The 25,912-nt window shown below is 66.9% G+C and carries 28 protein-coding genes; 19 read left to right on the forward strand and 9 right to left on the reverse strand.

Going from position 1 to position 25,912, the window contains the following annotated elements:
* Positions 1 to 41 precede the first annotated feature (41 nt).
* Complete coding sequence (locus OHB26_RS13710) at positions 42 to 1,568, forward strand: ATP-dependent DNA ligase (RefSeq protein WP_330184548.1); 1,527 nt, start codon at positions 42 to 44, stop codon at positions 1,566 to 1,568.
* A 251-nt stretch (positions 1,569 to 1,819) separates the two neighbouring features.
* Here OHB26_RS13710 and OHB26_RS13715 read toward each other — a convergent pair whose 3' ends face one another.
* From OHB26_RS13715 to OHB26_RS13735, 5 genes are all read right to left on the reverse strand, one after another.
* Positions 1,820 to 2,275 (reverse strand): DUF4254 domain-containing protein, encoded by a 456-nt coding sequence (locus tag OHB26_RS13715; protein ID WP_330184549.1) that lies wholly within the window; start codon positions 2,273 to 2,275, stop codon positions 1,820 to 1,822.
* A gap of 109 nt (positions 2,276 to 2,384) precedes the next feature.
* The gene (locus OHB26_RS13720) at positions 2,385 to 3,173 is read right to left on the reverse strand and encodes a DeoR/GlpR family DNA-binding transcription regulator (RefSeq protein ID WP_330184550.1); all 789 of its coding nucleotides are present in this window, start codon (positions 3,171 to 3,173) and stop codon (positions 2,385 to 2,387) included.
* Positions 3,170 to 4,060, reverse strand: coding sequence for a carbohydrate ABC transporter permease (locus OHB26_RS13725; protein ID WP_330184551.1), 891 nt, complete (start codon positions 4,058 to 4,060; stop codon positions 3,170 to 3,172). Before OHB26_RS13725 ends, OHB26_RS13720 begins: the two co-directional genes overlap by 4 nt.
* Positions 4,057 to 4,953 (reverse strand): carbohydrate ABC transporter permease, encoded by an 897-nt coding sequence (locus OHB26_RS13730; protein ID WP_330184552.1) that lies wholly within the window; start codon positions 4,951 to 4,953, stop codon positions 4,057 to 4,059. The genes OHB26_RS13725 and OHB26_RS13730 overlap by 4 nt, the downstream gene beginning before the upstream one ends.
* Entirely contained in the window at positions 4,950 to 6,203 is a 1,254-nt protein-coding gene (locus OHB26_RS13735; protein ID WP_330184553.1) for an extracellular solute-binding protein, read from the reverse strand. The genes OHB26_RS13730 and OHB26_RS13735 overlap by 4 nt, the downstream gene beginning before the upstream one ends.
* Before the next feature lie 121 nt (positions 6,204 to 6,324).
* Between OHB26_RS13735 and OHB26_RS13740 the strand changes: the two genes are divergently transcribed.
* The 10 genes from OHB26_RS13740 to OHB26_RS13785 all read left to right on the forward strand — a co-directional run bounded on the left by OHB26_RS13740 (position 6,325) and on the right by OHB26_RS13785 (position 15,802).
* Positions 6,325 to 7,269, forward strand: a complete 945-nt coding sequence (locus OHB26_RS13740; protein WP_330184554.1) for an SIS domain-containing protein — start codon at positions 6,325 to 6,327, stop codon at positions 7,267 to 7,269.
* 32 nt (positions 7,270 to 7,301) lie between these two features.
* Entirely contained in the window at positions 7,302 to 8,240 is a 939-nt protein-coding gene (locus OHB26_RS13745; protein WP_330184555.1) for an ROK family protein, read from the forward strand.
* Between the two features lie 223 nt (positions 8,241 to 8,463).
* Entirely contained in the window at positions 8,464 to 9,696 is a 1,233-nt protein-coding gene (locus tag OHB26_RS13750; protein WP_330184556.1) for an N-acetylglucosamine-6-phosphate deacetylase, read from the forward strand.
* On the forward strand, positions 9,684 to 10,874 hold the full coding sequence (locus OHB26_RS13755) for a PfkB family carbohydrate kinase (protein ID WP_330184557.1): 1,191 nt from the start codon (positions 9,684 to 9,686) through the stop codon (positions 10,872 to 10,874). The genes OHB26_RS13750 and OHB26_RS13755 overlap by 13 nt, the downstream gene beginning before the upstream one ends.
* 8 nt (positions 10,875 to 10,882) lie before the next feature.
* The gene (locus OHB26_RS13760) at positions 10,883 to 11,734 is read left to right on the forward strand and encodes a class II fructose-bisphosphate aldolase (protein ID WP_330184558.1); all 852 of its coding nucleotides are present in this window, start codon (positions 10,883 to 10,885) and stop codon (positions 11,732 to 11,734) included.
* A 108-nt stretch (positions 11,735 to 11,842) separates the two neighbouring features.
* Positions 11,843 to 12,775: a hexose kinase gene (locus OHB26_RS13765; RefSeq protein WP_330184559.1), complete on the forward strand. Its 933-nt coding sequence runs from the start codon at positions 11,843 to 11,845 to the stop codon at positions 12,773 to 12,775.
* Positions 12,776 to 12,861: 86 nt separating this feature from the next.
* Complete coding sequence (locus OHB26_RS13770) at positions 12,862 to 13,269, forward strand: hypothetical protein (RefSeq protein ID WP_330184560.1); 408 nt, start codon at positions 12,862 to 12,864, stop codon at positions 13,267 to 13,269.
* A gap of 99 nt (positions 13,270 to 13,368) precedes the next feature.
* Positions 13,369 to 14,175, forward strand: coding sequence for an ABC transporter ATP-binding protein (locus OHB26_RS13775; protein WP_330184561.1), 807 nt, complete (start codon positions 13,369 to 13,371; stop codon positions 14,173 to 14,175).
* On the forward strand, positions 14,172 to 15,002 hold the full coding sequence (locus tag OHB26_RS13780) for an ABC transporter permease (RefSeq protein WP_330184562.1): 831 nt from the start codon (positions 14,172 to 14,174) through the stop codon (positions 15,000 to 15,002). Before OHB26_RS13775 ends, OHB26_RS13780 begins: the two co-directional genes overlap by 4 nt.
* Complete coding sequence (locus tag OHB26_RS13785; RefSeq protein WP_330184563.1) at positions 14,999 to 15,802, forward strand: ABC transporter permease; 804 nt, start codon at positions 14,999 to 15,001, stop codon at positions 15,800 to 15,802. The genes OHB26_RS13780 and OHB26_RS13785 overlap by 4 nt, the downstream gene beginning before the upstream one ends.
* A gap of 8 nt (positions 15,803 to 15,810) precedes the next feature.
* On the opposite strand, the gene OHB26_RS13790 is transcribed toward OHB26_RS13785, so the two are convergent.
* Positions 15,811 to 16,176, reverse strand: coding sequence for a DUF4345 domain-containing protein (locus OHB26_RS13790; protein WP_330185633.1), 366 nt, complete (start codon positions 16,174 to 16,176; stop codon positions 15,811 to 15,813).
* 6 nt (positions 16,177 to 16,182) lie between these two features.
* On the opposite strand from OHB26_RS13790, the gene OHB26_RS13795 reads away from it, so the two are divergent.
* On the forward strand, positions 16,183 to 16,794 hold the full coding sequence (locus tag OHB26_RS13795) for a helix-turn-helix domain-containing protein (RefSeq protein ID WP_330184564.1): 612 nt from the start codon (positions 16,183 to 16,185) through the stop codon (positions 16,792 to 16,794).
* A gap of 66 nt (positions 16,795 to 16,860) precedes the next feature.
* Positions 16,861 to 17,964, forward strand: a complete 1,104-nt coding sequence (locus OHB26_RS13800; protein WP_330184565.1) for an ABC transporter substrate-binding protein — start codon at positions 16,861 to 16,863, stop codon at positions 17,962 to 17,964.
* 5 nt (positions 17,965 to 17,969) lie between these two features.
* Here OHB26_RS13800 and OHB26_RS13805 read toward each other — a convergent pair whose 3' ends face one another.
* Positions 17,970 to 18,995: an XdhC family protein gene (locus OHB26_RS13805; RefSeq protein ID WP_330184566.1), complete on the reverse strand. Its 1,026-nt coding sequence runs from the start codon at positions 18,993 to 18,995 to the stop codon at positions 17,970 to 17,972.
* A 13-nt stretch (positions 18,996 to 19,008) separates the two neighbouring features.
* Entirely contained in the window at positions 19,009 to 19,764 is a 756-nt protein-coding gene (locus OHB26_RS13810) for a nucleotidyltransferase family protein (RefSeq protein ID WP_330184567.1), read from the reverse strand.
* Between the two features lie 78 nt (positions 19,765 to 19,842).
* On the opposite strand from OHB26_RS13810, the gene uraD reads away from it, so the two are divergent.
* Genes uraD through OHB26_RS13825 form a run of 3 tightly spaced genes read left to right on the forward strand, consistent with a single transcriptional unit; the run spans position 19,843 to position 22,041 of the window.
* Entirely contained in the window at positions 19,843 to 20,352 is a 510-nt protein-coding gene (gene uraD / locus OHB26_RS13815; protein WP_330184568.1) for a 2-oxo-4-hydroxy-4-carboxy-5-ureidoimidazoline decarboxylase, read from the forward strand.
* Positions 20,349 to 20,666 (forward strand): hydroxyisourate hydrolase, encoded by a 318-nt coding sequence (gene uraH / locus OHB26_RS13820; RefSeq protein ID WP_330184569.1) that lies wholly within the window; start codon positions 20,349 to 20,351, stop codon positions 20,664 to 20,666. Before uraD ends, uraH begins: the two co-directional genes overlap by 4 nt.
* Positions 20,667 to 20,670: 4 nt before the next feature.
* On the forward strand, positions 20,671 to 22,041 hold the full coding sequence (locus OHB26_RS13825) for an 8-oxoguanine deaminase (protein ID WP_330184570.1): 1,371 nt from the start codon (positions 20,671 to 20,673) through the stop codon (positions 22,039 to 22,041).
* On the opposite strand, the gene OHB26_RS13830 is transcribed toward OHB26_RS13825, so the two are convergent.
* Positions 22,038 to 24,803: a tetratricopeptide repeat protein gene (locus OHB26_RS13830; protein WP_330184571.1), complete on the reverse strand. Its 2,766-nt coding sequence runs from the start codon at positions 24,801 to 24,803 to the stop codon at positions 22,038 to 22,040. The two genes, OHB26_RS13825 and OHB26_RS13830, sit on opposite strands and share 4 nt — an antisense overlap.
* A gap of 216 nt (positions 24,804 to 25,019) precedes the next feature.
* Between OHB26_RS13830 and OHB26_RS13835 the strand changes: the two genes are divergently transcribed.
* The 3 genes from OHB26_RS13835 to OHB26_RS13845 are packed head-to-tail and all read left to right on the forward strand — an operon-like array spanning position 25,020 to position 25,892.
* Complete coding sequence (locus OHB26_RS13835; protein WP_330184572.1) at positions 25,020 to 25,385, forward strand: hypothetical protein; 366 nt, start codon at positions 25,020 to 25,022, stop codon at positions 25,383 to 25,385.
* On the forward strand, positions 25,382 to 25,633 hold the full coding sequence (locus OHB26_RS13840; RefSeq protein WP_330184573.1) for a hypothetical protein: 252 nt from the start codon (positions 25,382 to 25,384) through the stop codon (positions 25,631 to 25,633). Before OHB26_RS13835 ends, OHB26_RS13840 begins: the two co-directional genes overlap by 4 nt.
* A gap of 52 nt (positions 25,634 to 25,685) precedes the next feature.
* Positions 25,686 to 25,892: a hypothetical protein gene (locus OHB26_RS13845; protein WP_330184574.1), complete on the forward strand. Its 207-nt coding sequence runs from the start codon at positions 25,686 to 25,688 to the stop codon at positions 25,890 to 25,892.
* Positions 25,893 to 25,912 lie beyond the last annotated feature (20 nt).

Genomic DNA, 25,912 nt, shown 5'->3' on the forward strand with positions numbered 1-25,912 from the left:
CGGTCCCGTGATCTGTCGGACCGTGCGGTTACCGTCGGTTGGTGCACTTGTCGCGAGTCGTTGAGGCGTTGCGGGCGGTACGCGCCACCTCTTCGCGGAAATCCAAGATAAATACCCTTGCCGAGCTGCTGGAACAGGCCGGACCGGAGGAGCTGGCGCAGGTGGTGGCGTGGGTATCGGGGGAGTTGTCACAGGGGCGGATCGGTACCGGATGGCGGACGCTGACCGCCATGGAGGTGGTCTCCGCCGCGGATTCGACCCTGACGGTCGGCCGGGTGGACGCGGTATTCACCGAGCTCGCGGCCGTCGGCGGAAGTGGGTCGACCGCGCGCCGGCGGGAGCTGCTGGAGCAGTTGTTCACCGCCGCCACCGCTGATGAGCACGATTTTCTGCTGCGCCTGCTGACCGGCGAGATGCGCCAGGGCGCGCTCACCGCGATCGTCGCCGAGGCGGTGGCCAAGGCTTTCGAGGTGCCGATCGAATCGGTGCGGCGGGCGCATATGCTCTCCGGACGGCTCCCGGTGACGGCGCTCGCGGCCTCGACCGGCGGCGTCACCGCGCTCGATGCCTTCCGCCTCGAGGTGGGCCGCCCCATTCAGCCGATGCTCGCCGCGCCCGGTGCGGCCCTCGACGAGGCAATGGCCGAATTCGACGGCGAGGTGAGTGTCGAACACAAAATGGATGGTGCGCGCATTCAAGTGCATCGCGACGGTGAACAGGTGTGGGTATTCACCCGCACCCTGCGCGATATCACCAAGAGCGTCCCCGAATTGGTGGGCCTGGTGAGGGAACTCGATTGCACCAGCGTGGTGCTGGACGGAGAAACGCTGGCGCTCAACGACTCCGGTCGCCCGCGCCCATTCCAGGAGACCATGTCGAGGTTCGGTGCGGCGACCGCGCAGGAACTGCTCCTGCACCCGTATTTCTTCGACTGTCTGCATCTGGACGGTGTCGATCTGCTCGACGCACCCCTGCGCGAGCGTCGCACCGCGCTCACGAAAGTCGCCTGTGGACTGAGTGTTCCGGCACTGATCGCCCCCGATGCCGAGGCCGCCGCCGAATACTTCGACGGTGCGCTGGCCGCCGGGCACGAGGGCATCATGATCAAGGCCTTGGACGCTCCGTATGCGGCGGGCCGTCGCGGCCGGGCCTGGCTGAAGATCAAACCCACGCACACCCTGGATCTGATCGTGCTGGGCGCGGAGTGGGGTTACGGCCGCCGCACCGGCTATCTGTCGAATCTGCATCTGGGCGCCCGCGATCCCGACGGCGGCGAACCGATCATGGTCGGCAAGACCTTCAAGGGTCTCACCGATGCCCTATTGCATTGGCAGACCGCCGAATTCCCGCGCCATGAACGCGAACGCGACGGCAATACCGTCCACCTGCGTCCGGAGCTGGTGGTCGAGATCGCCATCGACGGCGTCCAGACGAGTCCCCGCTATCCGGGCGGGCTGGCCCTGCGCTTCGCCCGTGTGGTCCGCTACCGCCCCGACAAGGAACCCGCCCAAGCCGACACCATCGACACCCTGCGGGCTCTCCTGCCCGCGCCCCCGCCCGGGGCGTGACCACACTCCCAGCGACTTCACAGCCGGATGGATGCCCGTTCCGAGGTTGGCGGCGCACCATTCACTTTGTCGAGCTCGCGCCTGGCGGTTGTCAGGTGACGGGGAACGGACACTGCCACCGCACTCCCACGCGGGTTCCGTTCCTCGTGAATCCCGGGCGGATCTCGACGGTGGATTGCGCATGATTCACCTGTGCTGTCGGCGGCGTCCCGTCCCTCGCCGGGCGCCGTCGACGACACGAAATCAACCGGTCAGTACTCGTATTCGCGATTCCCCGTGAGATTGGGCAGCCGTCGGCGGCCCTCCGCCAATTCATGCGCCAGATGCTCATAGGCCAGGGCCAGTTCGGTGAGTCGAGTCGCCGCCTCGTGCATGGCCTCGTCCGGCGCCGAGGCCAGAGTCAGGTACGCCAGCGCCGAGAATTGCGCCAGCCGATCCACCACGGTGCCGACCGTCTCGGTGTGCAGGTGTGCGTCGCGCGCGGCTTTGGGCAGCTCCAGCGCGACCCACCGATCGATATCCAGCACCATGCGCGCCCGCTCATGATCGATATATCCGGTGGCCCCGGCCGCCGCGGTCAAGCGTCGCTCATGCAGATCCGCCAGTAATCCCGCGCAGCGCAGTACCGGATGTCGATCTTCGGGAGGCAGGCCGCGGCAGGCTTGCAGCAGCAGATGTTTCGGCGGGAGCAGAGGCACGGCGGCCATACTGCTACGCGAATATCTCCGATTGGCAACGGTATTCACCCGATCTGGCGCTTCACGGCATGACGCGGCGTGTCATCCCAGCCGGTCGAGCGGCGAGCCGGGAGAGCGATCAGACAAGATCGACGCGAACCCCCGCGGCTCGCAATGCCGCCACGGCGTCGGCATCGGCGTCGGCATCGGTCACCAGCACGTGGATCTGCTCGATCGGGCAGATCCGAGCCAGGGCGGTCCGATGCAGCTTGTCCGAGGTCGCGACCGCGATGACATGCTGTGCGCGCCGGACCATTTCGGCGTTCACCCCGGATTCGTCCAGGTGCGTGCACTGCGCGCCGCCCTCGACGGAGATGGCATTGACGCCGAGAACCACGGTGTCCAAACGCAATTCGGCCAGTGAGCGCTCGGCCAGCGGGCCGTGCAGCTCATAGGATTCACGCCGCGCCATTCCGCCCAGGCAGATGGTGCGCAAATACGGTCGCAGTACCAGTTCGGCGGCGATATTCAGGGCATTGGTGACAATGGTCAGCCGCTCATCGGTGGCCGTGGCCAGATCCGGCCGGACCGCCAGCGCGCGGGCGACCGCCGTGGTGGTGGTGCCACCGTTCAACCCGACCACCGCGTGGGTACCGATAAGTCCGGCGGCGTGTTCGGCGATGCGCTGTTTGGCCTCATCGCCGTGCCGGTACCGCGCGGGCAGGTCGTAGGCGACCGAGGTCGCCACGATTCCGCCGTGTGTGCGGGTGGCCAACTGCTGCTCCGCCAGCGCGGTGAAGTCCCGGCGCACGGTGGCGGGGGAGACGCCGAGTCGTTCGGCCGCCTCCTCCACCGAGAGCCGCCCGGCTTCGGCGAGTAACTCCAGCAGCCGATTCCAGCGCATGGGTCGGTCAGCCGCGGCGGTCACTTCACGCTTCCAGCGGTGAGACCTGCGACAAGACGTTTTTCGATTACGGCGAAGAGGATGACGACCGGCACGATACCGACCGTAGAGATGGCGAAGACGTATTGCCAAGCCGTGTCGTATTGGCCGATGAACTTGGTCAAGGCCACCGACAGCGGCTGATTCTCCGGGGTGGTCAGAATCACCAGGCTGGCGGCGAATTCGTTCCAGCAGGCCACCACGGTGAAGATGGTCGCGGTGACAATGCCGGGCCAGACCAGCGGCAGGCTCACCCGGGTCAGGATCTGCCAGCGGCTCAGCCCGTCCAGCTGCGCGGCCTCCTCGATCTCCACCGGGACCGAGGCGAAGAAGCTGTGCAGGATCCAGACGGCGAAGGAGAGATTGAAGGCCGAGTTCACCAGGATCATGGCCAGCCAGGTGTCATTGATGCCGAGGGTGAAGAACTCCCGGATCAACCCCGTCACCAGCACGGTGGGTTGCAGCATCTGGGTGATGAGCACCAGGCCCAGGAAGGCGATGCGGCCCGGAAACCGCCGTCGCGCAGTGTAATACGCGGCCGGAATGGCCACCAGCAGTACCAGCAGGGTCGCGGTGGTGGAGATGACGACGGTGCTGACCATATTGAACGACAGCGGGGTCTCCGGGGTGTTCCACATGGTGGAGTAGTTGTCCGGATGCCACTGCCGCGGCAGATAGGTCGGCGGGATATGCAGGATCTCGGCGCGTGATTTCAGCGAGCCCAGCAGCATCACGATGTAGGGGATGAGGAATACCGCCGCCAGCAGTACCCCCACCGCGGTCAGCTCCCAACGCCGCCGTTTATGCCGGGGCACACGGGATTCGGAGTCGGCTGGCGAATCGTTCAGCGGTATGGGAATGGTCGTCGTCATGAATCCACCTGCTCGGTCGGGCGGACCACCTTCACATAGATCGCGATGATCACCACGATCAGCACGAAGTTCAGCACGCTCATCGCGGCCGCGGTATCGACCTGCTGATTCTGCCGAATCAGCTTGAAGGTCAAGGTCGTTGTGGTGTCGGCGGAGAATCCGGCGATACTGCCGGTCAAGACCTGGAGAATCGGCAGCGAGTTGAACACGTTGATGATGTTGATAATGGCCGCCACCGCGATGGCCGGGCGCAGCTGCGGCAGGGTGATGTACCGGTAGCGCTGCCACGAGTTCGCGCCGTCGACCCGGCCCGCCTCCTGTACCTCGGCCGGAATCGATTGCAGCCCGGCCAGAATCGTGTACGTGGTGAACGGGATGGAGACGAAGACGCCGACCACCACGGCCACCACGAACGCCGGTCCCGGCTGTTTGGTGAAGCCGTAGCCGCGATCGAGCAGCCCGATATCGACCAGGAATCGATTGGCGATGCCGACATCCGGATCCAGCATGTAGTAGAAGATGGTCGTGGTCATCACCACCGATGCCGCCCACGGCACCAGAATCGCCATGCGCACCGCGGTCCGGCCCGGGAACTCCTTGTTCAGGAACTGCGCCAGCGCCGCCGAGAGCAGCAGCGTCAAGCCGACCACCGCGACCACCCAGATCACCGTGTGCGCCAGGATCGGCCCGAGCTCCGGAATGGCGAAGAGCCTGCGGTAGTTGGCGAATCCGGCCGGACCCTGGTCCTGCCCGTACGGGCTCAGCGCCCTGGTGCTGGTCCAGAGCATGTATCCGGCCGGGAAGACCACGATCGCCGCGATCAGCACCAGCACCGGGCCGATCCACGGCAGGGCGGCCAGCCCCGCCGTGAATCGTGTTGTGCGCCTGCTCAACTCGCCGCCTGTGTGATCTTCTTCAGCACATCGGCCGGATCCGCGCCCTGGGCGATGGTGCCCATCTGCTGTTTGATCGCGCCCTGCACCGCACCCCACTTGGGATTGTTGCTCGGGTAGAACTTGGCGACCGGGAGGGTGGCGGAGAAGATCTTGGTCACCGGATCGTCGGCCAGGACCGTGACCGCGCTCTTGGTGATCGGAATGAAGTGCTCGTTCTTGACGAAGTTGGCGTACACGTCCGCGGTATAGAAGTAGTCGATGAACTTCCTGATCGCGTCCTGCTTCTTGCCGTCCTTCTTGAACGCCATCAGATGATCGGCCACGCCGAGCGTGACGGGTGTGCCGGTCTCGGTGGGCGTGGGCGCGGTGGCGTACTTCAGCGCCGGGTTCTTATCGCTGATCATGCCGATCACCGGCGGCAGGCCCTCGATCATGCCGATCTTGCCCTGGATGAAGGAGTTGATCACATCCTTGCGATCGGTCGCGCCCGGATTCGGCTGTGTCACACCGGCGTTGGCGATGGCCTGCATGGCCTTCACGCCGTTCAGGTTCTGCGGGGTGTCGATGGTGAGATTGCTGCCGTCGGACCAGTTGCCGCCCGCGCCGAAGGTCCAGATGGAGGTCTCGCCCTGCGACTCCTCACTGCCCAGGGGTAGCCCGTAACCGGAGACGCCGTTGCCGAGCGCCTGGATCTTCTTGGCGTCGTCGGTCAGCTCCGCCCAGGTCTTGGGTGGGGTGGTGATACCGGCCTGCTCGAAGAGGTCCGAGTTGTAGAACAGCGTGCGGGTGGAGGCGAACAGCGGTAGCGCCCACTGGGTTCCGTCGATGGTGGCGTTCTGCGCGAAGGCGGGCTGGATATCGGCCAGGGTGGAGTCCGAGGCGATCTCCTTGGCCGTGTAGAGCAGTTTGTCCTTGGCGAAGGTGGAGTAGGCGTCGATATTCAGGATGTCCGGGGTGCTGGACTGCGACTGCAGTTTGGTGCGCACCACGTCATTGATGTTGTTCCAGGATTCGATCTGCAGGTCGACCTTGATATCGGGATTCTTGTCGTGGAATCCGGAGATGATCGCGTCCCACAGGGCCTTGGTGCCGTGTGCGCCATCGCTGTAGGAGGGGACCAGCATCTTGATGGTGTTCGGATCGTTGTCGTCCGAGCTCTTCGACCCGAAGCCGCAGGAGGAGGCGGCGAGCACCGCCGCGGTGAGCACCGCTACACCGGTGAGAGTCCGTTGGAGACGTCTTTTCACTTGTCGAACCTTTCGATACACACACCCGGGCCAAAGGGAGGATGATGAGGTCGACCGGGTGATCGTTGTCGAATCTAACCCAGCCGTGATCGATTGTGACTACTTTGGCTGTAAATTTGACATGAACGATCACTGGGCGCACGCTGGGCTGGTGCTGCCCTCCGCCGAACAAACCCCAGCCACTTTCCTTGCCACCGAGATCGCCTCCCAGCCCGACAATTGGGCGCGAGCACAATCGATCGCCGCCCGAAATCGCGCACTACTGCCCGGCATCGGTGAGCGCGTGGCCGCGATAGGTTGCGGTACATCACTTTTCATGGCCCGCGCGTACGCCGCCCGGCGCGAGCTCGCCGGCTACGGTCCGACCGACGCCTGGCCCGCCGGGCAGCTTCCGGGCGGCCGCCACTACGACCGCTACGTGGTGATCTGCCGCTCCGGCACCACCACCGAGGTGATCGAGGCGCTGCGCGCACTGCCCGCGTCGACACCGCGCACGATCATCTGCTCGAGTCCGGGCACACCCGTACTCGCACTGGGTGATTCGATCCTGATCGACGAGGTGGACGAACGCTCGGTGGTGCAGACCCGCTTCGCCACCACCACCCTGGCGATTCTGCGCTGGAGCCTGGGCGAGGACCTCACCCCGGTGATCGCGCAGGCCCGCGCGGTACTCGCCGAGGATCCGGCCGAATCGCTCGCCGCGGTGCGCCGCGCCGACCAGATCACCTTCACCGGAATGGGATTCGCGGCCGCCCTTTCCGATGAGGCCGCGCTCAAACTGCGTGAATCCTGCCAATCCTGGACCGAGTCCTACCTGGCCACCGAGTATCGGCACGGGCCGATCAGCATTGCCGCGCCCGGCCGCGCGGTCTGGGCCTTCGGTCCGCTGCTGCCCGGTTTCGCCGCCGATATCGCCGCCACCGGCGCACACTTGGAACACCGCGAGATCGATCCGATGGCGGATCTGGTTCGGGTGCACCGGCTCTGCGTATTGCGTGCGGCCGATCTCGGGCTGGATCCCGATCATCCGCGTAGCCTGACTCGCTCAGTGGTTCTCGATTCCTGAGCAGTCCAAGATTTCCTGAGCGGAGCCCGATCATGAACCTGCAACCCGTCATCGGACTCGGCGCGGACGCGCTCGTACTCGGCCTGGACGTCGGCGGCACCACCATAAAAGCCGAGATCACCGATGCCGCGGGCGCGGTACTGACCGCCGGGGATCAGCCCACCCCGCGCGGTGCGGCGGCCTTCGACGCCATGCTGGAGCTCGGAGATGCCCTGCTGGACAAGCTCTCCGAGACCGAACGGGCACGGGTGCAGCGGGCGGCGGTGCTACTGCCCGGCGTGGTCGACACCGCCAACTCCATCGCGGTGTTCAGCGCCAATATCGGCTGGCGCGATATCGAGGTGGGTTCACGCTTCACCGACCGGTGGGGCATGCCGGTACTGCTCGAGCATGATGTCGCCGCCGCCGGCTGGGCGGAGTGGCGCTTCGGTGCGGGCAATGACCGGCAGTCGGTCTGCGTGGTGATCATCGGCACCGGAATCAGCGGAACGCTCTCCGTCGGTGGACGATTCGTGCGCGGTGCGATCGGCCAGGCCGGCGAATACGGCCATATCTCGGTGCGCCGGGGCGGGCTGCCCTGCCCGTGCGGCAATACCGGATGTGTGGAGACCGTGGCCTCGGCCGCCGCCATCGCCCGCGCCTACACTCGGCGCACCGATATCGAATGTGACAGCGCCGCAATGGTGTTCGATCGGATCGGTCATGACGAGGACGCCCGTGCCGTGGTCGCGGAAGCCGTCGACGCCCTCGCCGACGGCCTACTCGGTGTCATCCACGCCGTCTGCCCCGAACGCATAGTGCTCGGCGGCGGCCTGGCGGGTGCGGGGGACGCCCTCGCCCAACCCCTGCACCGCGCCCTCACCGACCGCCTGCGCGTGGTCCCCGTCCCCGAGGTGGTCATCGGAGCCTTCGGCGCGCGTGCGGGACTCACCGGAGCGGCGCTCTTCGCCAGGTACGGGGTGCTGGCATGAGCGCCGCACACCGACGGGCGTCCGCCCCCGCCCCGGGCCGCGCACCCCTGCTCGGCCGGGCGCGCGCATTACCCCGCGTCGCTCCGGCGCGCCCGCACCGCGTCGCTCGGTCGCGTTCACCCTTTGTCGCTCGGTCGCGTTCATCCGTCGGTATCTCGGCGTGCCCGCCCGTCGTCATCCCGGCGTGTTTTTGGCCGGGATCCACCGAACTGGGAGCAACACGATGAGCCGGTCGAGGAGCCGCACGCGTCGTAGCGCCGAAGTCCAGGGCGAGACGCGCGTCGCCGGGCCGGATTTCGGGGTCGACGCGGGAGTGCATATTCGCGGGCGGATCTTCTCGCCCAGCCATGTCGTCGAGGACGGGGTGGTCTCGGTCCTGGGGGAGCGGATCATCGCCGTGCGCACGAATGAGCAATGGACGGTGACACATCCGGGTTCGGGGGAGCTGCCGTTCGAGGGGATGCTGCTGCCGGGGCTGGTGGATATCCACGTGCACGGCGGGGCCGGACATCGATTCGACACGGTGGATCAGGCCGATGCCGCCGGCGCGGCGGCGTATCACCGGTCGCGGGGGAGCACCACCGTGCTCGCCGGAATCGTCACCGCCGAACCCGAGGATATGGTGGCGCAGGTCGCCGCGCTGCGGGAGCTCGCCGATGACGGGGTGATCGGCGGGATCTACGCCGAAGGCCCCTTTCTCTCCGAGACCCGCTGCGGTGCACAGGATCCGCGCTATCTCACCGATCCGGATCCGAAGTTCACCCGGCGCTTGATCGAGGCGGCGGGCGGGCATCTGCGGATTATGGCCCTGGCGCCCGAAAGGGACGGCTTCGAGACCGTGGCCCGGTTGCTGGTCGATCACGGTGTGACCGTCTCGCTCGGTCACACCGATGCGGAGTTCGGCGTGTTCCGGGATGCCATGCGGCCCATCGGTTTCGCGAGTTCGGTCACTCATCTGGCCAATGGCATGCGGCCGATGCATCATCGCGCCGCGGGGCCGGTCGCCGCCGCGGTCGCCGCTGCCGCGCGCGGGCACGCCACGGTGGAGCTCATCGGTGATGGCGTTCACGTCGACTCCGGTTTCGGGGCACTGGTTTTCGCCGCCGCACCCGAGCGGGTCGCCCTCATCACCGATGCCATGGCCGCCGCCGGAATGCCCGACGGCGATTATCGTCTCGGCCCACAGGAGGTGCGGGTCTCCGGTGGGGTCGCACGGGTGGCGAGCGGATCCATCGCCGGTGGCACCTCGCACCTGCTGCGATGTCTGACCTGGGCGGTCCGCGAATGCGATGTGTCCCTGGCGGATTCGGTCCGCGCGGCCACCATGACACCGGCCGCCACCGCCGGACTCGCCGATATCGGGGATATTCGACCCGGCGGCTGTGCCGACCTGATCGCCGTCGATGACGACTTCGGACTACGGCGCGTATTGCATCGCGGGAAGTGGCTGTCTTGATCCTCACCGTCACCCTGAACCCCGCCTACGATCTCACCTATCGACTACCGAAGTTCGAATACGGTGCGGTGCAGCGTATTCCGGCCGTCGAACAGCGGATCGGCGGTAAGGGAATCAATGTCGCCCGCATCTTGACCAAGCTCGGACATGACTGTGTGGCAATGGGATTCGCTGATTCGGCGTTCGCCGAGGAGGCCGCGCGGGAGCTGCCGGTCGATTTCGTCACCGCGCTCCCGCGCGTGCGCCGCACCGTGGTCATCAGCGAGGCCGACGGCACCACCACCGGACTCTGGGAACCCGGTGCGACACTGAACGATCCGGATGCCGCCGACCTACTACGGCGGCGGGTCGCGGATCGGCTGCCGCGGGCGCGCGGCCTGGTCATCTCGGGTTCCCTACCCGGCGGGGCCGATCCGCGACTACCCGCCGACCTCGCCGGGCTCGCGATCGCCGCCGATGTGCCCGTCATCTGCGATGTCGAGGGCGAAGCGCTGCGGGCGGCGGCACGGGTGCAGGGTGTGGTGCTCATGCCCAATGCCGATGAGCTGCCGGTCCTGACCGGTGTCGCACCGGACGCCGCCACCGCGAGCCCGGTTCGGGACTCCGCTGCGGCTCACACGGCTCAGGGTTTTGCCGCTGCACGCGCGGCCCACGAGCCTGCTGCTGCGCACACGGCTCATGAGTCTGCCGCTGCGCACGCGGCCCAGGACCTTGCCGCCATTGGCACCTCCCAATACGCGGCCGTGCGCCGGGCACTGGATGTCGCTGTGGCCCTGCAACGTCCATTGCGGCTGGGAGTGGCCGCGATTGTGGCCACCCGCGGGCGGGCGGGGCTGGTCGCGGCCGTGCAGGGGGCGGCCTGGTCCGCCGCCGCATCCGAGGCGATCACCGGAAACCCCACCGGTGCGGGCGATGCGGCGGCGGCCGCACTCATCGCTGGGTTGGCGGCGCTGCCGAAACTCCCGGCCACTGTGCCCGAACATGGCGAATGGCCGGAGGCGCTGCGGCCCGGCTGGCTCGATGCGCGCGAACTCGATTGGCCCGCACTGCTCGCCGACGTGGTCGCGACTTCCGCCGCGGCGGTGGCTCGGCCGGTGGCGGGTGAGATCGATCAGGACTTGCGCACCCGACTCACCCCGGCGGTGCGGGTGACGCCGGTGCGCACCCGGCCCCACTAGGAGAATTCATGGCACTCACCCCCATTCCGAGATTGATCGAGCTGGCCCGGCCGGGTGGTCTCGGCGCGTTCAATGTGATCACCCTCGAACACGCCGAGGCCATCGCGGCCGCCGCCGAAACACTGGAAAGACCTGCGATTCTGCAGATTTCGGAGAATACGGTGAAGTATCACGGCGGGTTGAAGCCGTTGGCCCGCGCCTGCCTGCAAATCGCGGCGGACAGTTCGGCCGCACTCGCGGTGCACCTGGACCATGCCACCGAGGTCGAGTTGATCCAGGAGGCCGTCGAGGTCGGACTCACCTCCGTCATGTACGACGGGGCGGCCCTCGACTATGCCGAAAATGTCGCCGCCACTGCGGAAATCACCCGTTGGTGTCACGAACGCGAGGTGTTCGTGGAGGCCGAGCTCGGCGAGATCGGCGGGAAGAGCGGCGCGCATGTGCCGGGCGTTCGGACCGATCCGGCGGAGGCGGTGGCCTTCGTGGCCGCGACCGGAGTGGACGCGCTGGCCGTGGCCGTCGGCTCGGTGCACGCCATGGCGACTCGTGCGGCGACGCTGGACACCGAACTGATTGCGAGTTTGGCGAAGGCACTGGCGGTCCCATTGGTATTGCACGGATCCTCGGGTGTACCCGATGACGGTCTGCGCGCGGCGATCCGGCATGGCATGGTCAAGGTCAATATAGGTACCCGGCTGAATATCGCGCTCACCGAGGCTGTGCGGGTCGCGCTGGCGGGCGCGCCCGATTCGTCCGATCCGCGAAAGTATTTGGGCCCGGGCCGACTGGATATGCAGCGGGATGTGGAACATCATCTGCGGGTGCTCGGGACCCGTGTACTGCGGACCGTACCGAACTGATCCGCTGGCGGATTGCCGTCTTTGCGAACCTTTTCGCTGCCCATTCGCGAGGTTTGGGGCTTGCGCCCACGCTGCCGACATGAACTAGTTGTACGGGTGATCCTCACCGTGACCATGAACCCCGCCTATGACATGACCTACCGGGTCGAGCATTTCGAGCGGGGCCGGGCACACCGGGTGCGGTCGGTGGATCAGCGGCTCGGCGGCCGCGGCATCAATGTCAACCGGGTGCTGAACCAACTCGGCAAATACGCCCGCGCCACCGGATTCTCCGACCACTCCTTCGCCGCGGCGGCCGAACTCGAGATGCCCGTCGACTTCGTGCACGCGCTGCCCTGGGTGCGGCGCACCGTGGTGATCAGTGAATCCGATGACGGCACCGCCACCGCGCTGTGGGAACCCGGACCGCGCATCTCCGAACCGCATGCGGTAGATCAATTGCGGGTGCGGGTGGCCGGAATGCTCTCGGATATGAGTGGCATGGTCATCGCGGGCTCACTGCCCGCCGGTGTCGATCCGGGCCTGCCCGCCGAACTCGCGCGCACCGCCGTGCGCGCCGGGGTGCCCACCGTCTGCGATCTCGACGGACCGGCACTGGAGCTCTCCGCACGCGTTCCCGGGATCATTCTCACGCCCAATACCGAAGAGCTGGAACGACTTACGGGCCGTTCGGCCACCACCGTCCCGGAGATTCTGGCGGCCGTGGAACCGCTCATGACCGCGGGTGTGGGCGCGATCATCGTCACCCGGGGCGGTGCGGGCATGGTCGCGGTGACCGGAGCGCGGGCCTGGTCCGCCGCGCTGCCGCGTCCGCTCGCCGGAAATCCCACCGGGGCCGGGGACGCCGCGGTGGCCGCCATCATCGCGGGCCTGGCCGCCGGGCCGAATCCGAACTGGCCCGCCCTGCTCACCGATGCCGTGGCCACCTCCGCCGCCGCCGTGGTGATTCCCGTCGCGGGTGAGATCGACCGAGTCCTGCGCGACCGGCTGACCCCCGCCGTCCGAGTCACCGAACTGGAACCGGTGGCGGCTCGCCCCTGACGAGGGATGCGTTCCGGCCGGGATGACGCGGAGGACCGGCGGCGTGTTTCCGGGTTCGTGCGGCGTGGCGGGGTAAATTCGGCGGGATGTCGGACCTGCGAGTGCCGCCCGGTCAGGGGTCGGGCGTGGACGACACCTATCGGATGCCGCGGGCGGTGCGTGCGGCACAGGTGATCGCGGTCCTGCTGGCCCTGATCGGACTGCTGTGCACGGCGTCTTCCGGATGGTTGCTGGGCAGCCGATCCGCGATTCAGACCGCGGTGCCGTTCATTCCCGGCTGGCTGCTCGGCCTGGTGGCCCTGACCTTCAACTCCGAGGGACAGTCGGTGCGGATCGGCGCGATTCTGCTGGCCGTACTCAATATGCTGTGGACGGTTCCGTCCATTACCGATGGGCATCCGCCCGGACCGCTCGGACCCATCGCCTCACTCGTGGTGATCGTGCTGCTGTTTCGCCGGGAAGCCCGCGACTGGTTCGAACCGTCGGGTTGGTGAGTCACCGGTAACCGGATTCGACCGGTACCGGTAACACGGTCGAAATCCAGTCTGCCGATTCGCAATCTCGGTGCAATTCCCTGCTCCTATCGTGACCCTATGAGTTCGGAAGTCGCCGCCGCGGGAACAGGCATTCATATCAGCGGTCTGAGCAAGACCTTCCGATCCGGGCGGCGCAGCGTCACCGCCCTGGACTCGGTCGAATTGCATACCGAGCAGGGCGCGTTCCTGTCCCTGCTCGGTCCCTCCGGATGCGGGAAATCCACCATCCTGCGCATACTCGCCGGGCTCGACACCCCGAGCGCGGGCACCGCCCGCATCAATGGCGAGACCCCCGCCGAGCTGCGCCGCCGACACGAATTCGGTATCGCCTTCCAGGATTCGGCGCTACTGCCCTGGCGCAGTGTGGAATCCAATATCAGACTGCCGCTACAGGTCGCCGGATTGCCCGCCGATCCCGGGCTGATCGCGGACCTGATCGCCCTGGTCGGATTGGAGGGCTTCGAGAAGGCCAAACCCGCACAGCTCTCCGGCGGTATGCGACAACGGGTTTCGATCGCGCGGGCGCTGGTGGTCAAACCCAAGATCCTGCTGCTGGACGAACCCTTCGGCGCACTCGACGATATGACCAGACAGCGACTGAACCTCGAACTGCTGCGCATCTGGACCGAAAAGCCCGCCACCACGCTGATGGTCACGCACGGCATCGCCGAAGCGGTCTTCCTCTCCGATGTGGTCGCGGTCATGAGCCCGCGGCCGGGGCGGGTGGTGGAGATGGTCGATATCGACCTACCCCGGCCACGCACCCCGGAGATGATGCGCACACCCGAGTTCCACAAACTCTGCGACTACCTCTCCGAACTGCTCTTCGGGCGCACCGGGCAAGGCGGGGTGGTGGCGGAATGACCAGCGTGACAACAGATTCGGTGCTCGAGGAGCAGCGCAGTGTGCGTGGCGGCCTGGCCGCGCTGCGCGGTCGACTGCACATCTCCGCGCTCGGCGGGCTCGCGGGCATCGCGGCGCTGCTGGCGGCCTGGGCAATCGCCGCGGCCCTGCATATCGCCAATGGCACCGTGCCCGGACCCTGGCAGGTGCTGCACACCATGTACACCGACGGCTGGTCGCTGTACGGGCCGAACTTCAAGGTGACGGCCTGGGGTGCGCTACAGGGCTTCGTCTGGGGCAATACGCTCGCCATCGTGCTGGCACTGCTGGTGGTGCTGATTCCGCCGATCGAAATGCTCGTCACCCAGCTGGCCATCCTCAGCTACTGCACACCGCTGCTGGCGCTGGGACCGATCATCCTGGTGGTATTCGGCGGGCGCACCCCGACGGTCTTCCTCGCCGCCATGTACTGCTTCTTCCCGACCATGGTCGGCGCGGTCTCCGGCCTGCGCTCGGCCGACGGCACCAGCCTGGATCTGGTGCGCGCCTACGGCGGCGGTCGCTGGCAGCGCATGCGACGCGTACAACTCATCGCGGCGCTGCCGAATACCCTGGCGGCGTTGAAGATCGCCGCACCCTCGGCCGTGCTGGGCGCGATCATCGGGGAGTACCTCGGCGGCGTGGACAGCGGTATCGGGGTCGCGCTGACCGCCGCGCAGACCGCCTACAACGTGCCGCGCACCTGGGGTATGGCCCTGGCCGCCGCGGCACTCGCCGGACTCGGCTACGCGGTGGTCGCGCTGATCGCCCGCCTGGCCCTGCCCTGGACCCGAGCCGAGGTGCGATGAAAACCCTGAACCTGCTGCGACCCATCGGCAAATTCCTCCTGCCGCTGCTGGTTTCACTGATCCTGCTGGTCGTGCTCTGGTACGGCTTCCTGCAGCTGTACCCACAGGTCGGCCTGGTCGGCAAGAGTCCGGGCGAGGTGTGGAAGTACCTGGTCACCGGTCCGACCTCCGGTACCGCCCGGCATGCCATCTTCGCCGAAATGCGAATCACCCTGCGCGACGCCGGAATCGGCTTCATCGCGGGTCTCGGTGGTGCGCTCGTGGTGGCGGCGCTGTTCGTGGGTGTTCCGGCCGTCGCCCAGGCCTTCCTGCCGGTCGCCATGCTGCTGCGCTCGGTTCCGCTGGTCGCGCTGACCCCGATCATCGTGCTGGTCTTCGGCCGCGGCCTGCTCGGCGTCACCGTCATGGCCGCCATCGTGGTCTTCTTCCCCGCCCTGGTCATGATCATGACCGCGCTGCGCAACGCACCCACCCAGGCCATGGAACTCGTTGCCGCCTACGGTGGTTCGCGGTGGACCGCCATGCGCATGGTCTCGGTGCCCGCCGCCCTCCCAGCGGTCTTCGCCGCCGCCCGAGTCTCGGTGCCGGGAGCCCTGATCGGCGCCCTGCTCGGCGAATGGCTGGGCAGCGGAACAGGATTGGGCGCGGGCCTGATCCGAGCCATCCCGACCTTCCAATACAACCGGCTCTGGGCCTCCATCGCCCTGGTCACCGTCGTCTCCGTCTTCGCCTACGCGGTGGTCGGCGTCCTGGAGAACCTGGTCCTGGCCCGCTTCGCCCCAGAACAGGGCCGCGACTGACGAACCCCTCACACCGCTACACACAACAGCGCCGCCGCCGCCAGCTCCACCCCGCAGTAGAACCAGCTGGGGTAGAAGCCGACCGGGCGGTCGAGGGCCCGGGAGACTATGCGCCCCAACGCCATTCCGCCCAGCGCGGCCGCCACCGCGATCACCGCACCCCGCCGGATATCGCCGATATCGACCGCGGCCGCACCGAGCAGCACCGCGATCGCGATTCCGAATCCGCCGTATACGGCCCGGATCTCCGAGCGTGCCACCGGCGTCTGCACCACGATGCCGAAGGGCTCGGCCAGACCCGCCGGTGTGGCCAGCGCGTACACGCCCATCAGCAGGAAGAACACGGCCACGAGACTGATCAGTACGGAGCTCATCATGCGATGATCGGCGACGTGCAGGACACTCCGCTTCCGGAAACGTGCTATCCGGCGACGGTATGGCTCGGCCCGGGTCACGCGGTCTATCTGGGGCCCGCGCTGCGTTTGGACGCGCACTCCGGATCGGTGCACTGCCTCGCCGTCGGGGTCGACGCCCCGTTCACCCTGCGAATCGGCGGCGCCGAGCGGATCGTCCACAGTGCGCTCATTCCACCGCGCGTCACGCATCAGGTGATCGCGGGCGGTGCGCGAATGCTGTTCTGTTACATCGATCCGATTGCCATGGATGCGCGAATCACGGCTGCGCTGAAGACCATTCGCGTCGATGTCGGCGCGAATCCCGCAGCCGCCGAGCTGGCCGCCGCCGCGAATCTCTCGGTCTCCCGATTTCTGCACCTGTTCTCGGCCGAGACCGGGACCAGTTTTCGCCGGTATCGGAACTGGGCGCGCATGGCGCAGGTCGCGCGGGCCGCCGCCGCGGGAGCCGATTTCACCAGGGCGTCCGTCGAAGCCGGATTCGCATCGCCGAGCCATTTCAGCGATACCTTCCACGCCATGTTCGGGCTGACTCCCCGCGAACTGCTGCCCGGTATCCGGCTGGTGGTGGTTAGTTAACCTGGCGCACACAAATACGTCGGTCAAAGCAAAATAATTGAAACTGGAAGCCTTTAGATTCGGCGAATGAGTTCTTTGCACCGGCCGGGTTCGGCCTCTCCGCTGTCCATGGATCGGCGATCCTTTCTTCGGTATGCCGGGTTGACCGGGGCCGTGCTCGCCGGTGGGTCGCTGCTCGCCGCCTGCGGGAAGGATTCCTCGGGGGGTGGCAATGGGACCACCGATGACGGGTCGAAGTACGGGACCGTCGCGGTGCAGTTGTCCTGGTTGAAGAACATCGAGTTCGCGGGGGAGTACTTCGCCGATTCCAAGGGGTACTTCAAGGAGGCCGGATTCGGATCGGTGAATCTGGTCGCCGGTGGCGCGGCCAGCACCTCGGTGGAGGCCGGACTGGGGACCGGGAAGATCTGGATCGGCATGTCCGCGCCGCAGACCACCGCGCCCGCGGTGCTGGAGGGTCTGAACGCCAAGATCGTCGGAACCACCTATCAGAAGAATCCGTTCTGCATCGTCAGCTCGGCGGCCAAACCGATCAATTCGCCGCAGGATATGAAGGGGCGCAAGATCGGTGTGCAGGACACCAATCAGCTCATCTTCAATGCCCTGCTCACCGCCAACGGGATGACGCCGAACGATGTCACCATCGTGCCCGCGCAATTCGATCCCACCCCGCTCGCCAACGGTGAGGTCGACGGCTGGGTCAGCTATGTGACCAATGAGCCGATCACCCTGGCCAGCAAGGGATTCGCCAACACCAACTTCCTGTTCGCGGATTTCGGGCTACCGCTGACCGCCGAGACGCTCACCGTCAGCCAGCACACCATCGACAATGAGCGCGAGAAATTGAAGGCGTGGCTGGTCGCCGATATCAAGGGCTGGCGGGACGCGGTCGCGGATCCGGCCGAGGCCGCGCGACTGGCCGTCGAGGTGTACGGCAAGGATCAGCGCCTGGATCTGGAGGAGCAGAAGAAAGAGGCCCTCGCGCAGAACACCCTCGTGGTGTCACCGGCGACCCAGGTCAATGGGTTGTTCCTGATGTCCGACGAGTTGATCGCGCACAATATCAGCGCCCTCGGTAAGGCCAAGATAGATATCACGGCCGAGAAGCTCTTCGATATGTCGATCCTCAAAGAGGTCTACACCGAGCACCCGGAGCTCAAGGCGAGCTGAACGAACTACGACACCAGCGTCGAGCGATGATGCAGCGAGTCACCCAGACTCGACAGCGGCTCGGCGGTGGTGCCGTTTCGATAGGCCAGCAACTCAGCCGCGATCGACACCGCGGTCTCGGCGGGGGTGCGCGCTCCCAGGTCCAATCCGGCCGGGGCATGTAGCCGTGAGAGCGTCTCGTCATCGAAACCGCCCGCCTGCAGCGCCTCCATCCGATGCGCGTTCGCGGCGCGGGATCCCAGTGCGGCAAGGAATCCCAGCTCGGGTAGTCGCAGTGCGATGGTCAATAGCGGAATCTCGAACTTGGCATCATGCGAGAGCACCACAACCGCTGTGCTGGAATCGATCTCACCCGCCGCCGCGATGGTGTTCAGATAGCGGTGCGGCCAATCCACCACCACCTCGCAGCCGGGATAGGCATCGGCATTGGCGAAGGTCGGGCGGGCATCGCAGACCGTCACCCGATACCCGATCAGTCGCGCCTGAATGGCCAGCGCACCCGCGATCGCGTTCGCGCCCACAATGATCAGCCGCGGCGGACGGGTGAACGAGGAGACGAATACATCCGAATCCGGCAGCGATACCAGCTCGGTACCGTGCTTGCGATCGGTGATCAGATGCTGGCCGATCACATCCGGATCCGAATGCCACACCACCGTGAATACCGTGACCTGCCGCTGCGCCGCGATATCGGCCGCCACATCCGGGAATTCGGGAAAATGCCTGCGCGAGAACGGTTCGGTGAATACATCCAGGGTGCCGCCGCAATCCATACCGGCATCCAAACCGCTACCGGGAGTGAAGCGATTCAGGCCCCGGCGGCCGGTGCGCGCCGCCTCCACCGCGGCCTCGTAGGCGGCGGCCTCCGCACAACCCGCCGATACCGAACCGAAGGCCCGGCCCTCCGCATCGACCACCATGGCCGCGCCGATCGGAAGCGGAGTGGAACCGACGGTCCGTACCAGGGTGGCAAGTCCGCCGGTCCGCCCGCTGTGCCACACCCGTAGAAGGTCGTCGACGATATCGCGCATCACTAGCTCCCGATCACCGTGTGCCGCACGGGTAATCCCGATCGATACCCGTCGCAAGGTCATCACACGTGACGCACACCATATCGGGTCGGCCGCGCAAATAAGTCCCCGCCCCATAATTTCCCGATGCGTTCGCCGTCACGTCGGCCCAATGTCCCCGGCCGAGTATCACCGGATGTCCCGGGGTATTTCCGAAATAGGCGCGTGCCAAACCACTCTCACTTGTCCGCGCGGCGGCGATCACCCGCCGCACCACCTCCGGGCCGACATCCGGGGTATCCACCGGCATGATCGCGACATACTCCGGTGGTGCGCTCGGTTCGTCGATATTCCCTTCGCGGGAATTCCCGGCAGGGGAAATCCGCGCCGCAATATTCCGGTCCGCAGCAATCCCTTCGGCAAGCTCATGATCCGCATGTCGTGCGCGGGATTTCGCCGATCCGACGCTGGCCACCGCGGCCAATCCAGCCCGCAGTGAAGCACTCACACCGGTCGCCCAATCCGCCGCCCACACCGGATGCGCGCCCGCCGGCACCGGGATGCGAGGGGTTTGCGACACGAGCCACGTTGGGGCCGAACCGGTTTCCCGCTCCACGCTGGCCGGGCCGGTCGCGCCCAGCACCACGAAGACCCGCGCACAGCCGCCGGCCCGCAGCGCGTGCACCGCCGTACGCAGCCATGCGCCGTCCTCGGCCAGGGCTTTCGGCATGCCGTAGCGGGTGCCTGCGCCCGCCGCCAGCACCAGGCCATCGCAGCGTTCGGGGGTCATGCAGGGCAGGGTAGCCGCGCGCGATGATCTTCGCCCCTCGAGTGGCGGGCGTGGTTGCCATGACCGATGCTGGAGGTGATGACGGAGAACCGGATCGGCCTCGACGAATTCGCCGCCCTTCCCGAGACGGCGGCGGTGGAACTACTGCTGACCTGCTGCTCCTCGCCCGCCTGGGCGCGGGCCGTGGCCGCGCGCAGACCCTTCGCGAGCATCGAGGACCTGCTGCGCGCCGCCGATATCGAACTCGGCGAGCTCTCCGAAACCGAGATCGATCTCGGACTCGCCGGACACCCGCGCATCGGCGACCGGCCGGACAGCGCGAACTCCGCGCGCGAACAGGCCGGTATGGCCACCGCTGATGCGCGGGTGCGTACCGCGATCGCCGACGGGAACCGGGAATACGAGGCAAAATTCGGTCAGGTGTATCTCGTCTGCGCCACCGGGCGGTCACCGCAGGAGCTCCTGCGGACGCTCACCGCTCGACTCGGGAACGAACCGGCTACCGAAAGGCGCATCGTGCGAGAGGAATTGGCGAAGATCAACCGAATCCGGTTGCGGCGCTTGCTGGCTGCCGGGGACGTCGCATGAGCTCCCTGAGTACCCATGTACTGGACGCGGTGCACGGCACACCCGCGGCAGCCGTCACTGTGACGCTTTTCGATTGGAGCGGAGCCGAATTGGCCTCCGCGGTCACCGACGGCGACGGCCGGATCGGCGACCTCGCCGAACTAGCGCCCGGCGACTATCGGCTGCGCTTCGATACCGGAACCTGGTTCACCGCACAGGGTGTCGATGCCTTCTACCCCGAGGTGAGCATCGCCTTCAGCGTCACCGGGGAGCGGCACTACCATGTGCCGCTACTGCTCTCACCCTTCGCCTTCTCCACCTACCGAGGCAGTTGATTCCATGAGCGATGCGGCTGATCCCACCCTGGTCATCGACGGCTGCGCCATCGCCACCGTGGACGCGACCGGCACCGAGTACCGCGACGGACATATCGTGGTGCGCGGCAACCGAATCGAAGCCGTCGGCGGCGGGCCCGCACCCGAGACGCCCGGGGCCACCCGCATCGACGGCCGGGGGTGCCTGCTCACGCCCGGTCTGGTCAATACCCACCACCACCTCTACCAGTGGGTGACGCGCGGCCTGGTCCCCGACGCCACGCTCTTCGAATGGCTCACCACGCTGTACCCCATCTGGGCGGGTATCGACGCGGACGCCACCCGTATCGCCGCCACCGGCGGGCTCGCCTCGCTGGCGCGCAGCGGCTGCACCACGACCACCGATCACCACTACGTCTTCCCGCGCGATGCCGGTGATCTGCTCGCCGCCGAAATCGACGCCGCCGCACAGGTCGGACTGCGCTTCCACCCCTGCCGCGGTTCGATGGACCTGGGCCGCAGCGCGGGCGGACTGCCGCCCGACTCGGTGATCGAAACCCTCGACGACATTCTCACCGCCAGCGCGGACGCGGTATCGCGCCATCACGACGACTCCTTCGACTCCATGCTGCGCATCGCGCTCGCGCCCTGCTCGCCGTTCTCGGTCTCGGCCGACCTGCTGCGCGAATCCGCCCTGCTGGCAAGGGAACTCGGGGTGCGACTGCATACCCATGTCGCCGAAACCCTCGACGAACAGCAGTACTGCCTCGCGACGCACGGTGTCACGCCCGCCGAATACCTGGAGAAACTCGGCTGGATCGGCCCCGACGTCTGGTGGGCGCACGCCATCCACCTCGATGACACCGCCATCGGAACCATGGCGCGCAGCGGGACCGGCGTGGCGCACTGCCCCACCTCCAACGGGCGCCTCGGCGCCGGAATAGCCCGCACCGCCGACCTGCTCGCCGCCGGGGTCGCGGTCGGTCTCGGCGTGGACGGCGCGGCCAGCAATGAGGCCAGCTCCCTCATCGAGGAACCCCGCAACGCGCTCTTCTTCGCCCGCCAGCGCGGCGGACCCCAATCCCTGTCCGTGCGAACGGCTCTCGATATGGCAACGATGGGCGGTGCCCGAATCCTGGGCCGCGACACCGAAATCGGCTCCCTGGAAGCCGGCAAACTCGCCGATCTCGCCCTCTGGAACCTCTCCACCCCCGCCCACGCGGGTATCGAAGACCCCGTCACCGCCCTCATCCTCGGCTCCGCGCCCCCACTCGCGGCACTGGTGGTGAATGGCCGAATCGTGGTGCGCCACGGCAATATTCAGACCATCGACGAAGACGCCGTCGGTCGGGACGTGGCGCGTACGCAAGCCGCACTGGTAGCCAAGGCGGGTTAGCGGGAGTCTGTCAGCTCCACCCCCAGCGCCAGTAGATCCTCGCGCACCTGCTCCGGAATGCGGACCTGGCTTCGCGCACACCGCGATACCGCCTGCTGCAGATCCGCGCGGACCTGTTCGGCGACCTTGACCCCCATGCTCTGGTAGCGGGCCAGCGCCTTGCCCAGGAAGTCGCAGACCCGCCACTCGGGTCCGACCTCGGAGACCAGACCGGCCAGCGCGCGCAGCGCATCGGCCTCGCCGTGCGGATCCCGATTGCGCCGGGCGATGTCCATCGAATCGGCGAAGAACTCCTGTGCCGCATCGAGATCGCGCACATCGCACGCTATCTGCCCCAGACCCCGCAGCGTATCGGCCTGCAGCAGCGCATCGGAGATATCGCCGGCGATACCGTGCGCATCCACCAATTGCGCACGCGCGGTATCGAGATCACCGGTCTCCCTGGTGATCAGGCCCAATCCCCACAGCGACCAGCCGAGACTGTAGCGGTCGCCGATGGGCCCGGCGATCCCCAGCGCCGACAGGTAGTAGTCGTGCGCGATCTCCCACGCCCCTCGCGTGCGCTCGAGATGGCCGAGCCCGCGCAGATTGCTGCCCTCGAATTTCGGATTGCCCAGCTGCCGGGCGATGGCCAGCGCGCCGAGATAGGCGCGACTCGCGGGATGGTAATCCCCGATATGGCGGGTGACCTCGGCGTAGCCCCACAGTGCGCAGGCGGTGCGGAGCTGATCCCCGAGCTGGACCGCGATTATCCGTGCCTCCTCGAAACACTTGGCGGCGGTGTCGTAGTCGCAGGCTCGGCGGTGCACGGTGCCCAGCTCGTACAGGATGTCGCATTCGGTCAGCCGATCTCCGAGTCCGCGCGTGCTGTCCAAGGCGCGGACGAACAACCAACGCGCATCCGACCAATACCCCAGCGCCGACAGATGTGAACCGAGCAGGCGCGCCAATTCGCCGGAATCCGGGGAAGAACCCGCCACTCGGATACACCCCAGCAGCATCTCCCGCTCGGTGGTCAGCCAATCGCGAGCCGTCGCGGCCGCCGGATCCGACTCCCGTGGCGGCGGGGTGGGAAAACTCCCCGCGATATCGAACGGCCTCGGCACACCTGCCGCCCGCGCGATGCCCAGACAGTGCCGCACCAGCCGAGCCATGGCCGCGACGCGCTCACTCGCCATATCCTCCAGATCGGCCTGAGCGCGCGAAAACAACCGCGTCACATCGTGAATGCGGTACCGCACCGCCCCCGCCGAGCCCGTCGGCCGGGGCTCCCGCGTCGGCGCGCTCGGCTCCGGCAGCCGTTTCGCGCGGTCCAGGAAGCCCACCTCGGAGATGCGATGGATGAAGGTGCCCGCCGTCGGCTCCGAGACCGCGGCCATGGGCGCGAGCATGCCCGCGGTGATCTCCGGACCCGGAAACCAGCCGAGCAACCGGACCACCCGCCGCAGCTCCGGGTCGGGCAGCCGCTGATACGACAATTCGAAAGCGGCACGCAGGGTTTCGCCCTCCGCGGCGAACCGGTCCAGAATGTGATCCGCCACCGACTCCGAGCCCGCCCGATCGTCCGGCGCCTGCCGCAAACCCTCTGCCAGACTGTCGAATTCGGCGGCCAGGGCCGTCAGTACATCCTCGCCACCGTGCGCGATCTGCCCGGCGATCAACCGGATCGCGAGCGGTAACCGGCCCGCCGTATCCAGAATCCGCCGCACCGCGCCCACATCGTAATCGGTTGGCAGATGGCTCAATTCGAGGAAGAACTCCTCCGCCTCCGCCATGGTCATCGGATCCAGCTGTAACGGTGCGGCCGCGCCGGCCAGCCCGGTCAACCGCCGCCGGCTGGTAATGAGCACCAGACAATCCCGGGCACGCGGCAAGAGCGGAAGCACATGCTGGCTGTCCAACGCGTTGTCGAACACGATCAGCACCCGGTGGCCGCGTATCTCATCGCGCCAGCGGTGCCCGCGCCGCTCCACGCCACCGTCGATGGTCTCCGGCGCCACACCGATCTTCAACAGCAACTGCTCCAACACATCCGCCGCGCTGCGCGGGGTCCGCCCGGCGGTGTGACCGTGCAGATCCTCCCAGATCAGACCGTCCGGATAACGTTCGGCATGCGCGTCCACCACACACCGCACCAGCGCCGTCTTACCGATTCCCGCCAGCCCGTTCACCACATGCACCGAGGGCCCGTCATGCTCGAGATGCCGCTCGATCCGCTGCCGCAACTCCGCCACCTGCCGCTCACGACCGACGAACCGAACCATTTCGCCGGGCACCGCGCCACCCGCCATCCGCGGCAGCGTCGTACATCGTCGCGCCAGCTCGGTACGGAAAGCCGCCCGATCCGTCCAGGGCATACACTCCAAATCCGCGGTGTCCACCAACTGATCCCAGCTGGTCCGATAGATGGTCGCCAGCAGGCGCAGCGCGTCCACCGTCGGCCGCGGCCGACTCCGCCCCGCCCCGCGCATCCCCGGCCACGCCTCGTACTCCGAAATCCGTGCGGCCTTCATGGGTGCGGAAGCCTTTCCGGTCAGCCGATTGAACTCCTCCGCCACCTCCTGCTGCGTAAGCTCGTTCGCCAGTCGCCAGGCCTTACGCGGCCGGCACCCCCGCTGCCGCAACTCCGCCGCCAGCGGTTCGAGTAACTCGTTCTCCCGCAAACCGATTCGGCGTAGAATTCCGCGCAGTTGTTTGCGCGTATCGGCTCCGACATCGTGCCCATGACCGTCCGGGCCCTCGGATTCACCGTTTCGTGACACGGTGCGCCTCCTGTATCCAGCGAACACCCGTAGTCGGCCGCCCGCGCTGGGATGTTTCCTTGGTACCGCGCCGATTTCACCTGGTCAAGGAAGCGTGACACGCCAAGGAATCCCGAGAATCCTTGGGATTCAGTACGAACCGCGGAATCGCGAAGATTGATTCATCAACCGGATCCGGATTGGGGACAGATCCAGACGGCGGTAAGGAATGGATCAATGACGAAAACTGCATCGGACTGGCTTATTGCCGGTAACGGCGCTCACGAGGCTGCCTTCCGTATCGATGAGCCCGGCCCACACCATGGACAGTGGGTGCTCTCGTACCTGCCGGGCCAACGGCTCACGCGTGAGCAAGCATACGCGGGAGTCGCGCTCGCCGAGCTCATCATCGGCGGATTCGATTGCCCGGTAACGAAATTCGAGCAGGAAATGGCCTCGATGCATGCCGAGGTGCTGGGCATGGAGCTGGTGGACATCATGCTCAGGCTTGCGCTACGGGATCCGGAGACCCGTCGCAGAGAGCAAGCCCGCTGGATCTCCATCCGTGGCCGCCGGAGCGGAAGCTGCGGGGCACGGCGATGATCTTCGATAGCGGGCCCTTCGTGCTGCTGGTGCCGATGCCGCGCTTCCATGCCGGATGGTTCGCCGGAACCTTCATCGCCGTAATCGGATTCGCGGTGATCGTCATGTTGGTGGTCGCCGGCGGCTGCGGGCGAACCGTATCGACCGAGCCGGGGCCCGTCGATGCGTCGCAGACCGTGATCGCGGGCAATTGCTCGCCATTCTGTGGGACTTCGACCAGCGTTCCGGTCGAATTGCCGAAGGGGTGAGTCCTCATATCGGTTTACGAAATCTCCGCCCGACATGACCAATGGAGTTCACATGTCCACCCACAACCGCCAACCGGAAGGGACCGGACCACCTCGTCCGGCGATCCACCCGGTATTCGCCCTCGTCATCAGCGTGGGGCTGGCCGTCGGCACCGGGTTGCTCGCCGACTGGCCCGCCGCGGTGACCGTCTTTGTCACCACGCTCGGAGTATTCGGGGCGAACGAAAGGAGGAGATCATCGGGTACTGAGGAAGAGTAACCATTACGAAACAGGCGCGG

Origin of the sequence: Nocardia sp. NBC_01503 (assembly GCF_036327755.1) — a bacterium.
In the GTDB taxonomy this organism is placed as follows: domain Bacteria; phylum Actinomycetota; class Actinomycetes; order Mycobacteriales; family Mycobacteriaceae; genus Nocardia.

What these genes read in the sequence shown, in the direction of transcription:
- OHB26_RS13780 (WP_330184562.1), top strand. Translation starts at nt 14,172, where the DNA reads ATGACCAGCGTGACAACAGATTCGGTGCTCGAGGAGCAGCGCAGTGTG.
- OHB26_RS13770 (WP_330184560.1), top strand. Translation starts at nt 12,862, where the DNA reads ATGTCGGACCTGCGAGTGCCGCCCGGTCAGGGGTCGGGCGTGGACGAC.
- uraD (WP_330184568.1), top strand. Translation starts at nt 19,843, where the DNA reads ATGACGGAGAACCGGATCGGCCTCGACGAATTCGCCGCCCTTCCCGAG.
- OHB26_RS13725 (WP_330184551.1), bottom strand. Translation starts at nt 4,060, where the DNA reads ATGACGACGACCATTCCCATACCGCTGAACGATTCGCCAGCCGACTCC.
- OHB26_RS13750 (WP_330184556.1), top strand. Translation starts at nt 8,464, where the DNA reads ATGAGCCGGTCGAGGAGCCGCACGCGTCGTAGCGCCGAAGTCCAGGGC.
- OHB26_RS13790 (WP_330185633.1), bottom strand. Translation starts at nt 16,176, where the DNA reads ATGAGCTCCGTACTGATCAGTCTCGTGGCCGTGTTCTTCCTGCTGATG.
- OHB26_RS13740 (WP_330184554.1), top strand. Translation starts at nt 6,325, where the DNA reads ATGAACGATCACTGGGCGCACGCTGGGCTGGTGCTGCCCTCCGCCGAA.
- OHB26_RS13775 (WP_330184561.1), top strand. Translation starts at nt 13,369, where the DNA reads ATGAGTTCGGAAGTCGCCGCCGCGGGAACAGGCATTCATATCAGCGGT.
- OHB26_RS13840 (WP_330184573.1), top strand. Translation starts at nt 25,382, where the DNA reads ATGATCTTCGATAGCGGGCCCTTCGTGCTGCTGGTGCCGATGCCGCGC.
- OHB26_RS13745 (WP_330184555.1), top strand. Translation starts at nt 7,302, where the DNA reads ATGAACCTGCAACCCGTCATCGGACTCGGCGCGGACGCGCTCGTACTC.
- OHB26_RS13715 (WP_330184549.1), bottom strand. Translation starts at nt 2,275, where the DNA reads ATGGCCGCCGTGCCTCTGCTCCCGCCGAAACATCTGCTGCTGCAAGCC.
- OHB26_RS13785 (WP_330184563.1), top strand. Translation starts at nt 14,999, where the DNA reads ATGAAAACCCTGAACCTGCTGCGACCCATCGGCAAATTCCTCCTGCCG.
- OHB26_RS13810 (WP_330184567.1), bottom strand. Translation starts at nt 19,764, where the DNA reads ATGACCCCCGAACGCTGCGATGGCCTGGTGCTGGCGGCGGGCGCAGGC.
- uraH (WP_330184569.1), top strand. Translation starts at nt 20,349, where the DNA reads ATGAGCTCCCTGAGTACCCATGTACTGGACGCGGTGCACGGCACACCC.
- OHB26_RS13835 (WP_330184572.1), top strand. Translation starts at nt 25,020, where the DNA reads ATGACGAAAACTGCATCGGACTGGCTTATTGCCGGTAACGGCGCTCAC.
- OHB26_RS13845 (WP_330184574.1), top strand. Translation starts at nt 25,686, where the DNA reads ATGTCCACCCACAACCGCCAACCGGAAGGGACCGGACCACCTCGTCCG.
- OHB26_RS13800 (WP_330184565.1), top strand. Translation starts at nt 16,861, where the DNA reads ATGAGTTCTTTGCACCGGCCGGGTTCGGCCTCTCCGCTGTCCATGGAT.
- OHB26_RS13805 (WP_330184566.1), bottom strand. Translation starts at nt 18,995, where the DNA reads ATGCGCGATATCGTCGACGACCTTCTACGGGTGTGGCACAGCGGGCGG.
- OHB26_RS13825 (WP_330184570.1), top strand. Translation starts at nt 20,671, where the DNA reads ATGAGCGATGCGGCTGATCCCACCCTGGTCATCGACGGCTGCGCCATC.
- OHB26_RS13760 (WP_330184558.1), top strand. Translation starts at nt 10,883, where the DNA reads ATGGCACTCACCCCCATTCCGAGATTGATCGAGCTGGCCCGGCCGGGT.
- OHB26_RS13795 (WP_330184564.1), top strand. Translation starts at nt 16,183, where the DNA reads ATGATCGGCGACGTGCAGGACACTCCGCTTCCGGAAACGTGCTATCCG.